Origin of the sequence: Nostoc sp. NMS2 (genome assembly GCF_017115105.1) — a bacterium.
Taxonomy (GTDB): Bacteria; Cyanobacteriota; Cyanobacteriia; order Cyanobacteriales; family Nostocaceae; genus Nostoc.
The window spans coordinates 1-15,205 of record NZ_JABXKH010000178.1 but is presented as its reverse complement, the minus strand read 5'-3'; the positions used below and the strand labels follow the sequence as shown (position 1 = coordinate 15,205).

Annotated in this window: 11 protein-coding genes and 1 tRNA gene; 7 read left to right on the top strand and 5 right to left on the bottom strand. The window is 42.6% G+C overall.

Going from position 1 to position 15,205, the window contains the following annotated elements; genetic code table 11:
* Positions 1–23: 23 nt before the first annotated feature.
* From HWQ36_RS33100 to HWQ36_RS33090, 3 genes are all read right to left on the bottom strand, one after another.
* On the bottom strand, positions 24–971 hold the full coding sequence (locus HWQ36_RS33100) for a DNA polymerase III subunit delta' (RefSeq protein ID WP_292711028.1): 948 nt from the start codon (positions 969–971) through the stop codon (positions 24–26).
* A gap of 171 nt (positions 972–1,142) precedes the next feature.
* The gene (locus HWQ36_RS33095) at positions 1,143–3,089 is read right to left on the bottom strand and encodes a calcium-binding protein (RefSeq protein ID WP_292711025.1); all 1,947 of its coding nucleotides are present in this window, start codon (positions 3,087–3,089) and stop codon (positions 1,143–1,145) included.
* Between the two features lie 1,386 nt (positions 3,090–4,475).
* Entirely contained in the window at positions 4,476–5,657 is a 1,182-nt protein-coding gene (locus tag HWQ36_RS33090) for an RtcB family protein (RefSeq protein WP_292711022.1), read from the bottom strand.
* Between the two features lie 419 nt (positions 5,658–6,076).
* Here HWQ36_RS33090 and HWQ36_RS33085 point away from each other — a divergent pair, with 419 nt between their 5' ends.
* From HWQ36_RS33085 to HWQ36_RS33060, 6 genes are all read left to right on the top strand, one after another.
* Positions 6,077–6,964, top strand: coding sequence for a class I SAM-dependent methyltransferase (locus tag HWQ36_RS33085; RefSeq protein WP_292711019.1), 888 nt, complete (start codon positions 6,077–6,079; stop codon positions 6,962–6,964).
* Positions 6,961–7,689: an HAD family phosphatase gene (locus HWQ36_RS33080; RefSeq protein WP_292711016.1), complete on the top strand. Its 729-nt coding sequence runs from the start codon at positions 6,961–6,963 to the stop codon at positions 7,687–7,689. The genes HWQ36_RS33085 and HWQ36_RS33080 overlap by 4 nt, the downstream gene beginning before the upstream one ends.
* A gap of 65 nt (positions 7,690–7,754) precedes the next feature.
* Positions 7,755–7,827, top strand: a tRNA-Ala gene (locus tag HWQ36_RS33075).
* 312 nt (positions 7,828–8,139) lie between these two features.
* Entirely contained in the window at positions 8,140–8,517 is a 378-nt protein-coding gene (locus tag HWQ36_RS33070; protein WP_292711013.1) for a GxxExxY protein, read from the top strand.
* Positions 8,518–9,277: 760 nt separating this feature from the next.
* Positions 9,278–10,816 (top strand): NAD(P)/FAD-dependent oxidoreductase, encoded by a 1,539-nt coding sequence (locus HWQ36_RS33065; RefSeq protein ID WP_292711010.1) that lies wholly within the window; start codon positions 9,278–9,280, stop codon positions 10,814–10,816.
* Positions 10,817–10,864: 48 nt separating this feature from the next.
* On the top strand, positions 10,865–12,163 hold the full coding sequence (locus HWQ36_RS33060; RefSeq protein WP_292711007.1) for an FAD-dependent oxidoreductase: 1,299 nt from the start codon (positions 10,865–10,867) through the stop codon (positions 12,161–12,163).
* 54 nt (positions 12,164–12,217) lie between these two features.
* Here HWQ36_RS33060 and metX read toward each other — a convergent pair whose 3' ends face one another.
* Positions 12,218–13,288, bottom strand: a complete 1,071-nt coding sequence (gene metX / locus HWQ36_RS33055; RefSeq protein WP_292711005.1) for a homoserine O-acetyltransferase — start codon at positions 13,286–13,288, stop codon at positions 12,218–12,220.
* A 32-nt stretch (positions 13,289–13,320) separates the two neighbouring features.
* Here metX and HWQ36_RS33050 point away from each other — a divergent pair, with 32 nt between their 5' ends.
* Positions 13,321–13,473, top strand: a complete 153-nt coding sequence (locus HWQ36_RS33050) for a hypothetical protein (protein WP_292711003.1) — start codon at positions 13,321–13,323, stop codon at positions 13,471–13,473.
* A 116-nt stretch (positions 13,474–13,589) separates the two neighbouring features.
* On the opposite strand, the gene HWQ36_RS33045 is transcribed toward HWQ36_RS33050, so the two are convergent.
* Entirely contained in the window at positions 13,590–14,894 is a 1,305-nt protein-coding gene (locus HWQ36_RS33045; RefSeq protein ID WP_292711000.1) for an O-acetylhomoserine aminocarboxypropyltransferase/cysteine synthase family protein, read from the bottom strand.
* Between the last annotated feature and the right edge of the window lie 311 nt (positions 14,895–15,205).

The window sequence follows — 15,205 nt, the reverse complement described above, 5'->3', positions numbered from 1 at the left end:
TTGCATCAGTTTTCGGACATTTTTTATTTTTGACATATAGATAAAAGCAGGCATTCCCAAACTAGCCTTGGTTGAGCGTAAGCAAGCAAGTATTTACGAGATTGTTCTAGCTGGTTAATAATACTGGATTGATGCCAACGCTGCCAGTAGAATTGCTGAAGGTAATCAACTAACCACAGTTGAGCTTCTATATCTAAATCCTTATCAATTTTCTTGGCTAACTCCAAGGCTTTGCGGTAGGAAGCAGGAGCTTTTTTCAAATCTTCGAGTAACTCCGGGGGAATAGTTTGTAATTGCTCATAAGATGCGATCGCACTTCCAGCACTGCCAGATGCTATACTCAGCACTGCCTGATTTTGCAAAATTTCTTGATGATTTGTTTGTGTGAGTACAACAGCCAAAGACTGTGCATCTAAGCGATAAAAAGGAATGCGCTGACAGCGTGACACCAAAGTTGGCAAAACGGACTCAGGTGTAGGTGCAATTAAAATTAACGTCGCCTGTCCCGGTTCTTCCAAAGTTTTAAGTAAAGCATTAGCTGCGGCTTCTGCCATTGTTTGGGCTTCTTCCAGCACTACCACATTCCTTGGCGCTTCCAAGGGTGGACGACTTAAAAACTCGGTAATTTCCCGAATTTGCTCTAGCCGAATTACAGGTGGTGCTTTACGCTTCAGTCCTTTTTCAGCCGCTTCTGCTGCTGTTAATCGTTGTCCTTGGTATTGGTACGTTGGTCGCACCCACAACAAAGCTGGATGGTTCCCCTGACGCAAACGGTTTTGTAAAGCCGCAGTGACTCCCATCTCATTAGAAAACAGCAATTCTACAAAGCACTTTGCTGCTAAACTTCTTCCTACACCATCTGGCCCCACAAATAAATACGCTGGAGCAACCCGGCTTTGTCTGACAGCCTGAGTGAGTAATTCTATAGCTTGCTGTTGTCCTACAAGTGGTGCAAATGGTTCAATAGTCATTAGTCAATTGTAGAGTGACATTCTCACTTCTACAAAGATTTTGGGATACAAAGCAACCCTTACGAGTTGATTCTTTTCGAGATGCATAGCACGAGAAAAGATACGTCATTACTTAAACCTCTTCCCATAAAGGGAAGAGGTTTCCTCCTGCCTCCTTGATTTAACCCTTGATTAAACAACTACAAAGTTGCTGACGCTTAGTGAAGATACACCATCTAATTGTGCGAATTTTATCTGAGTAAATCGGCTATCGCTGCCATCTTGGTCGAAGTAAAGCGCCCCTGAGCTACTATCGAAAATAAATCGTTGAGCTGTTGTTGTTGCAGTTGTACCAAGGGTAAACTGACTAGGAACGATTGAACTTGGTGATAAACCGCCACCGAAACCCGCAGCAGATACTTGAATGTAGTCAATGGTACTGAAGTCGTAGATAATATCAAGCCCTTGATTATAACTATTGAAAACAAAGGTATCTTGATTTGCACCACCAGTCAGGAAATCATTACCACCACCACCAATCAATACATCACTCCCATCACCACCAATTAGAGTATCATTATCATTACCACCGTTGAGAGTACTACTACCATCACCACCAAAGGCAGATAGATAGTCATTACCATCGCCGCCATTTAGCAAGTTATTCTTATATGAATTCTCAACAGTCAAGCGATCGCTACCTGTGCCACCATCTAGTGTATTGGTACTAAATGAAGAGTTAGCATTTAAGGTATCATTACCTGTACCGCCCTTCAAAGTAAAAAAGGTGTTATCGAAGTGGAAGGTAGCGCCAGTAGCAGATAGATAATCATCTCCATCGCCACCATCGAGTATATTCGTACCAGACGAATAGTCTGCGTAAATAAGATCGTTACCTGCACCGCCATTCAGGAAGTTACCACCATAGGTAGATTTAGCATTTAAGGTGTCATTCCCTACACCACCATTCAGGGTATTACTCCTGCCAAAGAAGCCGGAGTAGCTATTAGCAATGGATAAATAATCATTGCCATCGCCACCATCTAGTAGGCTCGTTCCACCTGTAGCTTCTGCATATAAAGAGTCGTTACCTATACCACCATAGACGGTATTATTATTACGTGAATTGTCGCTAATACGTAAGAGATCGTTACCTGCACCGCCATTGAGGGTGTCATTGCCACCATTACCGCCGTTGAGTGTATCGTCGCCATTGCTGCCTACAATATTGTCGTCATAGGCTGTACCTTTGACCTCTAATCGTTCAATATTTTTGTAGCGGACTTGATTTGTGTCAGCAGTAATTAAACCTTGGTTAGTGGTAGGGTTGTACGTTGAGGTGATGCCTGCGATCGCATTACTATAGTCAATGTACAAGTAATCATTACCTGTCCCTCCATCAACTGTTTGAGTTACCAAAGAATAGAGAACAGTTTCTGGGCTACTAATATAGAAAGAGTCGTCACCACTATCACCATTGAGAGTGTTAGCACCCTGAACTCCATAGGCATAAAAAGTATCTGCTTCGTTTCCACCTGAAACTATATTTTTGCCTTTCCATTGATAATTAATGTCAAGGATGTCATTTCCATCACCTCCGTCGAGAACATTATTACCAGCAGACAAATTAGCTCCAATATAATCATTTCCGGTTCCACCCCGAAGTGTATTGTTTCCTACGGCATAGCGAGCAGAAAGACTATCATCCCCAGAACCACCATCTAAGATATTTTTTCCATAAGAGAAAGAAATATCTAAGGTATCGTTTCCACTTCCACCCTTGAGGGTGTTATTTCCAGTCGAGCTATAAACATAAAGTTCATCATTTCCCGCTCCACCATCTAAAAGGTTGTTCCCAGATGAGTTGGCGGCATAGAAGGAATCATTACCTGCTTCTCCGTATAGACTATTATTACCCTCTTCTCCGTTTAAATAGTCATTACCCTCACCACCATAAAGATAGTCATTACCTAAACCTCCATAGAGTTTGTCATTATCCTCACCACCATAAAGATAGTCATCACCTAGACCTCCATAGAGGTTGTCGTCTCCTGCAAATCCTATGATAGTATCATTCTCATTGCCACCATAAAGAAAATCAATGTAATTTTTGTTATCTGTTCCCTTGATAATTGCCATAAGTTTGGCTCCCTTTAAATCAAAGTTTTATACAGTTTTCAAGTTTTTAATTGGCATTTAGTGCTATTGTAATGCACTAATGATTTGCCGAAAGCTGTCAATATTGGCAGACTTTGTGTCGCCTCATAGCGACACCAGTTTTGCATGAAGATTGACCCTGTTGAGGGGTTTATTGGTAAGCTGCAAAGCATCTAAGTTGAATAATCAAATTAAATAAAAGTCTTGTGGGGTGGGCATCTGGCCCGCCCTAATTATACAAATTAAATGCGGAACAGCTTAATACTTTAATAGTTGTCTAACGTTTTTCAGAAATATCTATAGCCTTGCGAACTGCACACCAAAAACGGATACGTTAGAGCAATAAATCATCTCAGGCTCTTATTAATGCTATTTTGAGTAAATGGCAATTTTGCAAAATATGTCAAACAATTAAACCTGAATTTTGATATCCCACAAATTACAGTTTGGTAGGAACAATACCAAATCATTAGGTTACACACTAGTACCGCAAACCTTAATTCGTAATAGAGCCTCCGGCACGCTCCGCGAAAGTAATTACGTTTTTTCAAGCGTTCCACATCTTTCAAATGGGTGGCTTATTTATGCCGCGTTGTACTAAGAGGAAATATTAATTTTCGAGGTGGGTGCTGCTGTTATTTTACGAGACAGATTGAGATCCAACAGCGTCTTCACCTCTTAACTAAATTGAATATTGGCTGTTAAATCTGCCAGGGAAGCTATAAGGCTTCAATTAATAAGTTATCACTTTGTCAGCAGAGGGTATTTTCTTTGAAACTAAACTTTACTTTCTTCTACCCAAATGGTCGCCCCCATCTCTCCCAATTTTCTTTATTAAATGGACTGCGCCACTTCAAAATTAAGTTCAATTCTAATACTGCGTAGTAGCGTGGCAAGGCTAAAATGTTGCATTAAATTTTCTTGTGGTGTAGGCATCTTGCCTGCACCGGACGGGCAAGATGCCTACACCACAAGAGGAAAGCTAATGCACTACTTTAGCCTTGTCGCGCCAGTAGGTTATGCCTAAAAAACCACTCCAGGGTAGGTTGGGTTGAGGAACGAAACCCAACATTCTGATATATGTTGGGTTGCGCTCCGCTTCACCAAACCTACGTCTAATGCACTATTTTAGTCTTGCTATGCCACTACAAATCTTCTTAACCGAGTAGTATCAAGACCAGCCGCAGACTCAATAATGAAATACAGACACGCTTTCCCTAGACTATCTGCTGGCATCTTCCAAAACGACATTGCACCAGCCGCAGCAAGAGTAAATCAATCCGGTCTGGGTCTTATTGGTGCAATACCTATTCGCTTTACCTCAGCGTTTAAAAAATAAAATAGGTGAGCATTGCCCACCTACCTAATTTATCCTTTCACACAAAGAACTTGCTTGAGTGTTGCCACAACTTCAACCAAATCCGCTTGATTTTCCATAACTTGCTCTATCGGCTTATAAGCACCAGGAATCTCATCTAACACGCCCTCATCTTTGCGGCATTCTACACCATTTGTTTGCTCTATCAAATCATCAAGTGTGTAGACATTTTTAGCCTTATTTCTAGACAGCAAACGTCCTGCACCGTGAGAACAAGAACAGAAGCTATGGGCATTACCTTTACCCTTAACAATGAAAGACTTTGCCCCCATTGAACCAGGAATAATCCCATAATCTTCAGTCTGAGCGCGGACTGCACCTTTACGAGTAACGTATACATCCTCGTCAAAATGCACTTCTTTTTCGGCGTAATTGTGATGACAATTAACTTGCAATAAAGGTTTAGTTGCCTTCCCACCTACTAAATGCTTCTCAATTATGTGCTTAAAACGCGCCATCATCACATCGCGGTTGACACGCGCATAGTTTTGTGACCATTGCAAATCGTGCCAGTATGCTTGGAATTCTGGCGTACCAGCTACAAAGTGAGCCAAATCAGGGTCAGGCAATTTATTACCTGCCATTTTTGCTAATTCTTTAGCTGTGTGAATATGACATTGGGCAAGTTTATTGCCGATGTTACGCGAACCAGAATGCAGCATCAGCCAAACTTGATTTTCTGTATCAAGGCACACTTCAATAAAGTGGTTTCCTCCACCAAGAGAACCCATTTGTTTCATGGCTTTAGTTTGTAGGTCTTGCACGCCGCGATGCAAGTCTTTAAAATCATCCCAGTGTTGCCAGTTGATAACAGATTTTTCAATGTCTTTGTTTTCGTTGAATCCAGTAGGGATTGCTGCTTCAATATCTAGGCGGATTTTCTTCAGTTTACCTTCTAGTTGTTCGGCGGTAAATGATGTTTTGATAGCACTCATCCCACAACCGATATCCACACCGACAGCAGCAGGGATAATTGCCTCTTTGGTCGCAATTACAGAACCAACTAAAGCACCTTTTCCTAAGTGAACATCTGGCATTAATGCCACGTGCTTAAACACAAATGGTAATGATGCAACATTTTTTGCCATCTTGGTTTCTTCTGGGCCCAATGAGTGATTTGCCCAAGATAAAACAGGTGCTGGTGTGGTAATTTCTAACTTTTCGTAGGGCATAATTTATTTTGGATTTTAAATTTTAGACTTAGACTTACTTCGACTTTGCTCAGTACAAGTCTCTCAGTCGAACGATTTTGGATTGGGTCTATGGCACTGATAATTTATCTAGTACTTTTTCAGGGTTTGTAGTCAGGACTTTAGTCCTTATTTTCTAACTTGTTTACCCATGAATTTAAACTTGACATACTACTAGTTAGTTGTAGCAATTTAAATGTTTATTGTCTTTCATTTGACTCGTTCAGTCTTCGTGAAGCTGAATAACTACTTTTAAGGAGTAGATAGGTGTATTACGACTGTAACCTAAATGATTACAAACGTCAAGTTCACACCACAGAGAGTAAGCAGATGTTTACTAGATATATTAAAATTTGTAAAGAAAATCACTCTGCTTAAATAACCCCTTAATTTGACACAATATGACAGTCCGTCAAGATACAATCTGGGAACGTTTTTTATCCCCTGTAGTGCGTCTTTTGATTGATGAAGACGGGTTACGGCGTTACGCTGATAGTATTGACTGGGAGAAAGAGAGCGATCGCTATCGACGAGATGATGTCATAATTCCCTCGTACTACAGCAGTCAAAACTTTCACGGGATTACAGGCGGATATCTCAATGCTGGTGCCGCAGTTAGTTACGATCCGATTACCCAATATGTTGTGCCACCGAATGAAACTATTGTCCGTCAGGCTTTAGTTGATGCCGTTAAGGTAAAACCACGACGCATACTTGATTTAGGTTGTGGCACAGGTTCCACTACTTTGATGTTAAAGCGGGCTTTCCCCGAAGCGGAAGTCATTGGTTTGGATTTATCACCCTATATGCTGGTAAGGGCAGAAGATAAAGCTAGAAATGCTGGTTTAGAGATAGTCTGGCGACATGGAAATGCTGAAAAAAGCAGTTTCAGAGATGCAACATTTGATTTGGTGACAGCTTCTTTGCTATTCCACGAAACACCGGATGCAGTATCCTTAGCAATTTTGCGGGAAAGCTTTCGGTTGCTAGTAACTGGAGGGCAAGTACTAATTCTAGATGGGAATCAGAAGACTCTGCGGCAGCTAGAATGGCTTAATGATGTTTTTGAAGAGCCATATATTCGTGAGTATGCTGCTGGTAGTATAGATGCGAATATGGGTACAGCCGGATTTGAAGCTGTGCGATCGCAGGATGTATGGTGGATAAATCAGGTAACTAGCGGCGTTAAACCGATCGCAACTGAAAATGTCCGTCATTATACTCCCACATCAGTAGATAATAATGATTTGGAGGGACTTGGATCTCCAGCATTTGGCATAATCGCATGAGTTTAAAGGCAGTTCTCTTTGATTTCAATGGTGTCATTATTAACGATGAGCCAATCCACCTACAACTGATCGATGAGATTCTCATTCAAGAAAATCTCCAACCCCAAAAGGTGAGTGAGCGTCAAGCTTCTCTTGGACGCAGCGATCGCATTTGTTTTGGGCAACTACTCGCTAATCGTGGTAGAGTAGCTAACGAAAACTATTTAACTCAGTTGTTGTACCGCAAAGCCCAAGCTTATACGGTGGAATTAGAGAAAATAGAGAAACTGCCTTTATATCCAGGTGTAGAAGACTTAATATATCAGGTGCGATCGCGGAATCTGAAATTAGGATTAGTCAGTGGCGCTATTCGCCAAGAAATAGAATTGGTACTCCATCGCGCCAAACTAGCTCAACATTTTAAAATTATCGTTGCGGGTGATGACATAACCACCAGTAAGCCAGAACCTGATGGTTATTTACTGGCAGTAAAACGCCTAAATAAAGAATATCCGGAATTAAACCTTCAACCACACGAGTGTCTGGCAATTGAAGATACCCCAGCAGGTATTGCCGCAGCGAAGCGATCGCAAATGCAAGTTGTTGGTGTAGCCAATACTTACCCATTCCACATGCTTCAACGCTGCTGTAACTGGACTGTTGATTATCTCAGTGATTTAGAACTCGAACGCGTGCAGAAGATTTATTCTCAAAAAGAGCCTCAACCATCGGCAACTGAATGTTAAAATACTCTATGGTGATAGTGTATTGAGTTAATGAGTAATATTACTCTTGACTTAGCACAGATTTTGGGGAATTAGCTCAGTTGGTAGAGCGCTGCGATCGCACCGCAGAGGCCATCGGTTCAAATCCGTTATTCTCCATTTGTCCATTAAATAATTTTTGTCTATTTTAAAGAATTAATGTCCACTTTTTCCAAGTTCAGGGGCAGAAGTTACGTATTTTCGAGGCTTTCAGCAATCAAATCATTTTTAAATAATTATTGTCCGATCCCGCCACCGCTCAACACCAGCGCCCAGCATTTGGAGCCATGAAGGGTAGCGGCGAAATATTGTGAGACGTGATTGTTCCAGTAATCCCTCAAACGTCTGAATCACGGATTAGACAGATTAAAGGATGACACGGAGTTAGAATCTGTGCCATCCTTGAATCCGTGAAAATCTGTGATTCAGACAATGAATAGCCTAAAATACGCTGACATCACCCAAAAAATTATCGGAGCTTCCTTTGAAGTCCATAAATTTTTAGGTAACGGCTTCCAAGAAGTCATCTACCAACGAGCCCTAGCCCACGAGATGCGTCAAGCAAGACTAGAATTTGCCCGCGAAATAGAACAGCAGATTTATTATAAAAACCTACCCGAACCTATTGGTACACGCAGAGCCGACTTTGTAGTTGAAAACAAAATACTCGTAGAACTAAAAGCAGTCATCCAACTCGAAGATGTCCACCTAGCTCAAGCCCTCAACTATTTAAAAGCCTATAAATTAGAAGTTGGATTACTGATAAACTTTGGTAGCAAAAGCCTAACCTTCAAAAGGCTTGTAATGTAGAACACGGATTAGACAGATTAAAGGATGACACTGAAAAAACTTGCACACCAAAGAATCTCATCAATAACCTATCTACTTCATTTTAATCAACCGTGTAATCTAGTAATCCATATCAATCCGTGATTCAGACAATGCAGGAAATGTGATGAGCCAGGTCGGACAACGCGAACGTCTAACCCAAAACCGCATAGTGCAACTGTTTTTGAGTAAATAGGAGCGATTTAGTTACAATCTAATTGGTATTCCATTGATTCCACTCCTGAGTTGATGGTGAATCCGGCATTGTGGGCGGAATTGTGGTGTTTGTTGTGAGTCTGTTGGGCTTGCGATCGCTCCTTACCTGGAAATTTGGTAAGACACAACCCCCGATATTGGGGTAACTCAACAAATAATTCGTAATTCGTAATTAAAAAACGGGTCAGAGTAAGAGGCCTCTACAGGTCGCCCCGTTATGTTTGGGTTCTAAATTCCTATCCATAACGGAATTACGAATTAGTAATTACGAATTACGAATTGTTAATTGACGCTCCCCATCCTGTAGAGGGATGAGAAATTACGGCAATTAAGATAAAGTCGTCGAAATAGTGTAAATGAAAGCAAGATCGATATCAACCTGCTTGACTCAATTTACAATCACGAATATATATTTAATTTTGTTTGCCGAACCACTTAGATTACCATCCAACCATTGTGGCACGGGTTGAAGCATAGAAAAAATTATTATCGATCGAAAGACATTTATTGTTTGAGGAAACCTCCTATGAAACCGGATTACCTAATTGTAGGCAGTGGTTTATCAGCATTGGTCTTTGGCGCTTTGATGGCAAACGACCGCAAGACCGTGCAAATACTCGAAGCCCATGAGCATCCAGGCGGCTTTGGTCACACGTTTACGATGGCTAAAAAATACACGTTTAATGCCCAATTCCACTATGTTTGGGATTGTGGTGAAGGACAAACGGTGAATCGGGTACTCAAAAAATTGGGCTTGGATCGGGAAGTAACTTTTGAGCGGTACGAGCCTGATGGTTTTGACCACATGCGAATGCCGGGGTATGCGTTGGATATTCCTTCGGAACCAGAGGAACTGATCCAACGATTATCAGCGCTCTTTCCTGCATATAGCCATTGCATTCGCCAATTTGTTAACGATGTTGAAAAAACGGGCGCAGGTTTGAAAAGACTAGCTCCTCCAGTTAAGCCAATTGAACTGCTAAAACATGCAGATGAAGTGTTTTGTACTGTCCAATATCTCAACAGCACACTTCAGGATGTATTCGATAAATTTCAGCTACCCCAAGCCGCCCAAACCTTATTAGCTCTGCAATGGCCTGATTTTTTACTGCCTCCAAATCAACTCTCGTTTTATGCCTGGGTCGCTTTATTCAAGGGCTATCAAGCAGGTGCATTTTATCCAACCCAGCATTTTGAGCATGTCATCAATTCGTTAGTTAAAGTGATTGAATCACACGGAGGGCAGGTACTGCTAAACCATGAAGTCACGAATTTTAGAGTCATAGACAAAACGGTTACGGGCGTTGAGGCGATGGATTTAAACACCCATCAAACTCACGAATTTACAGGTGATACCGTGATTTGTAACATTGACCCCAAAAAAGCCGCCAAAATGATTGGTGAGTCAAAGTTCTCTAAAACCGTGCGCCGAAAACTCAACTATGAGTATTCTGCATCCAACTACATGGTTTATTGCGTCGTCAAAGACCTCAACCTCCGAGACTATGGATTTGGCAAGTGGAATCTCTTCCACACAGGTCATCAGGATTTGAATGAAGCCTTTGCTCAGATGTATGAACGCAATGACTTTTCCAATCCCAGCTTTGCCATGACAACGCCCACTTTATTGACACAAGCGAGTCGGGATTGTCCAGAAGATTGCCAAATTGTCGAATTCCTTACCGTTGCTAATTACGACTACTTTAAGCAATTGCGACAAAGCGAACGCAAAACCTACAACCAGAAAAAGCAAGAAATCTTAGATTCTATCCTGGATATCGTGGAAAAAGAATATGTGCCGAATTTTAGAAAGCATATAGTCTTTCAGATCACGGGTAGCCCCACCACCAATGAACGGTTTTGCTGGTGTCCCAACGGGAATTCCTACGGCTCCAGTCTCACACCGCGCAACATGGGTTTGGGACGGTTGAATCACGAAACCTCACTCAACCATTTCTATTTCTGCAATGCTTCATCAGGCTATCCGGGCTTTGCTCCCACATTCTGGACTGGAGCATTGTTGTATCAAAGATTATCTGGTGACGTGCTTTTAGGCAATAGCTAAACAAACAGTCATACATATTACTCATATTCAACAACTGAGAGGTCAGTTATGAGAATTGCAATTATCGGTGGTGGAGCCAGTGGTATGGCTACAGCTTACCTACTTGATAAACAAGGGCATCATGTCACCGTGTTTGAACGGCAGCCCATGTTAGGCGGACATATTCGCACACTCAATAAGAATGTGAAGCCTAACCAATCCGATTGCAATGAAATGTTGGAAACTGGAGTGCTAGAATTTCCTACCGTATTTCATCACTTTGTTGCTCTCATGCAAGAACTAGGAGTGAAACTAGAACCCATCCGTGTAGGTTCAGCTTTATTCCCCAAAGATGGTAATCGCTTTTTATCGGGGGTAACGATTGAGAATAACTATACAGGTATCCACCGCCTGATTGAATATCTGCGGTTCGATATCCTCCATACCCGTTCCGTTGGATTATGGCTGGAAACCCGATTTGCCCAGATGAAAGATTTTTACGATCGCCCACTGTCTCAATATTTGAATAACCATAGTATGAGCAATACCTGGCTAAAGTTGCTGACGATGTATAGCTACTCAATGCCCTTTGAACTCATTGACAACTTTCCCGCAGAGATGGCAATTCCGATGTTACGCGACTACCTCGCAGTCAAATGGCTCAGGATTGAAGGTGGTGTATATTCCTATATTGAAAAAATTTTGGAGCGATTTAAGGGTGAAGTCTTTTTGAATGTGGAGATTGCCAATATTTCCAGAAGTCCAGATGGTGTGAAAATAGAGCGATCTGCCTCTGGCGGCAGCGCTTCGCTATCGCAGGGTGAGATCCAAGAGTTTGATAAAGTCGTGTTTGCTACACCACCCGACCAAGTGATGGCTCTGTTAGCTGACCCAACCGAGGCTGAAATTAAACGCTTCTGTGCTTGGAAAGCCAATTATATAACCACTACAGTTCATACGGATACTTCCATGTATGAAAATTATGACATCCGGCATCCCTCGGAATTTGATTTCTTCCAGACAGACACCCGATGGGGATATAACAGTTACTTAAATCAGCTTTGCGGCATCTCATCGCCACAGAATTATTTTTTATCGTTTCAACTAGAAGGATTGATTGGCAAAGATCGGATTATTCACACTCAAGAACATCACACTCCGTTGTATACCACTGAATCTTTTCGATATAGAGACGAAGTAGTTGCTACCAATGGAGAGAACAATACCTACTATGCGGGCGCTTATCTAGGAGATGGATTGCATGAAGGAGCGATCGCATCTGCCTTTCGAGTTGCTCAACTCATCGGTTCACCCTTGGCACTTTCCTTCGGAGAATCGCTATCTCGGACATACCGAACATCTGCATAACGATTGGTTATTGTTGCAAGAAAGGTAAGCCAGGAAAAAAGGGGTTCCGACGGTTCAAAAAAGAACAAACTCATGGTTCTGTTGAATAATTTCATTCAATGCAGCCATATCAATTAAAAATGCATCATGTCCGTGGGTTGATTTTAACCACGACAGTTGAGCATTAGGGATTAAATTTGCTAATTCTTGTTGTTCTACTGGCGGATAGAGAATATCAGAGTCAATGGCGACAACTAGAGTTGGTTGCTGGATGCTTCCCAGAACAGATTCATAATCTGATAAATTAGGATCTGTGCGATCGCGTGCAATATCGTGGCCATCCATTGCATGGGTGAGGGTGATATAAGTGTTAGCATCAAATCGTTCTGTCAGCTTTTGACCCTGATGCTGTAAGTAACTCGCTATAGCAAACTTCTCAGATGCATCATACTGCCGTCCAAAGCGGGTTGTAAAACTATCCCAAGAACGGTAGGTAGACATCGCCATCATTCTCGCTACTGCTAGTCCTTGGTTTGGAGGCGCATCCAGGGTGTAGTTCCCTCCTTGCCAATTTGGATCGGCATAAATTGCCTGTCTTTGGGCTTCACTTAATCCAATACACCAAGCGGAATGTCTGCCAGAAACAGCGATAGGTGCAATCCCTTTCACCTTTTCGGGATATAATAATGCCCACTCCAGTGCTTGCATTCCACCCAGTGAACCACCAATTACGAACCGCAGAGATTGAACACCCAGGTATTCTAGTAGTACAGCTTGCAGGCGAACCATATCTCGGATTGTAATCTTAGGGAAGGATACACCATAAGGCTTTCTGGTTGTTGGGTTGATAGTAGTTGGCCCTGTTGTACCGTAACAACTTCCCAAAATGTTGCTGCACACAATAAAATTGCGATCGGGATTGAAGGCTTTCCCTGAACCAAACAAAGGTTCCCACCAATCATCAGCGTCAGCCGAACCAGTTAAGGCATGACAAATTAGTACTCCATTATCGCCTTGAGCATTTAACTGTCCCCAGGTGCGATAAGCAACCTGAACCCCAATTAATACTTCGCCGCTTTCAAGTTGAAATGGGACTGTAAGCTGGTAAAACTGGGTTTGTGGTGAGATGAAATCTGAGTAGATCATATCTGGGAGTGGGGAGTGGGGGGATGAGGGGGATGAGGGAGATGAGGGAGATGAGGAGGATGAGGGGGATGAGGGGGATGAGGGGGATGAGGGGGATGAGGGGGATGAGGGGGATGAGGGAGACAAGGGAGATGAGGGAGATGAGGGAGCAGGGGAGCAGGGGAGCAGGGGAGAAGTTGCAGTAAGTATTTTCCCCTCTGCCCCTCTGCTCCTTTGCACCTCTGCCTCTTGTGCCCAATTCCCAATGCCCCATTCCCAATTCCCAATTCCCAATGCCCAATGCCCAATGCCCAATTAAGAACTAAATCCTAACTTGCCGGAATGCCTGCTGAAAATCCTCTCTAATATCGTCAATATGTTCAATTCCCACTGATACCCGCACTAAATCGGGTGTCACGCCTGCTGAAAGCTGTTCGTCATTACTTAGCTGTTGATGGGTTGTGGAAGCGGGATGAATCACGAGGGTTTTAGCATCACCAACATTTGCTAAATGACTCGCTAACTTCACATGATTAATAAAAGCTTTACCTGCCTCCAATCCACCTTTGATGCCAAAGTTTAAAACTCCCCCAAAGCCATGTTGGAGATATTTTTTCGCTCGTTCGTGATATGGGTGATTGGCAAGTCCGGGATAATTAACCCATAATACTTGCTCTTGCTGCTCTAGCCACTGAGACAATTCTAGGGCATTACTCACATGCCGATCTACACGTAAAGAAAGAGTCTCTAATCCTTGCAGTAAAAGAAAGGCGTTAAATGGACTCAAACACGGGCCAAAATCCCGTAACCCCTCAACTCTGGCGCGGATAATAAAGGCAATGTTACCAAAGGAACCGCCAGGGCCAAACACTTCTTGAAAATTCAGCCCATGATAGCCGGGTGCTGGCTCAGTAAACAAGGGAAACTTGCCGTTACCCCAGTCAAATTTACCCGAATCGACTATTACGCCACCGATGGAAGTACCATGACCACCAATCCATTTAGTTGCAGATTCCACTACAATGTCTGCACCATGTTCAATTGGTCGAGCTAGATACCCACCAGCACCGAAGGTATTATCCACAATTAAAGGTATGCCGTTTTCGTGGGCAATTTCAGCTAACGCAGCAAAGTCAGGAATGTTGAATTGCGGATTGCCAATGGTTTCAACGTATAATGCTTTGGTGCGATCGTCGATCGCCTGACGGAAACTTTCTGGCTCATCTCCCTCGACAAACTTGACATTAATGCCTAAACGTGGTAAGGATACTTTAAACTGGTTATATGTTCCCCCATACAAAAAACTAGTGGAAACGATATTATCCCCAGCCTGAGCGATGGTACTGATTGCCAAGAATTGCGCCGCCTGACCACTAGCTGTTGCTAATGCTGCTACACCCCCTTCTAGTGCAGCAATCCGCTTTTCAAATACATCCGTCGTTGGGTTTGAGATCCGGGTGTAAACGTTGCCAAATTCCTGAAGAGCAAATAACCGCGCTCCATGTTCGGTGTCGTCAAAAACGTAGGAAGTCGTTTGGTAAATGGGTACAGCACGGGCATTAGTTCCGGGAGCCGGTTCTTGTCCAGCATGAACTTGCAGGGTTTCAAAACGATATTGTTCAGACATCAGCAGTTATTTTAGTTTCCAATTATACAAACAAGTAATAATGCTATTTGAGCATTGTATAAGATTAAAATACGGTAATCCTGACACATTACCGTATTTTCTTAAATATTTTTTTTGGCATTGTAGAGACGTTGCAATGCAACGTCTCTACATTCTTTTTCACGAGATGACTACTCGGTGAAGTCGTCAGAAAAACATCGCCCCTGGGAATTTTGAGATCGCGACGTAGTTGATTGGTAGTAAGTGACTGTTGGGAGCATCCCAAATGTGCAAAAACCTTGATAGCCCTCATCCCCTAACCCCTTCTCCCA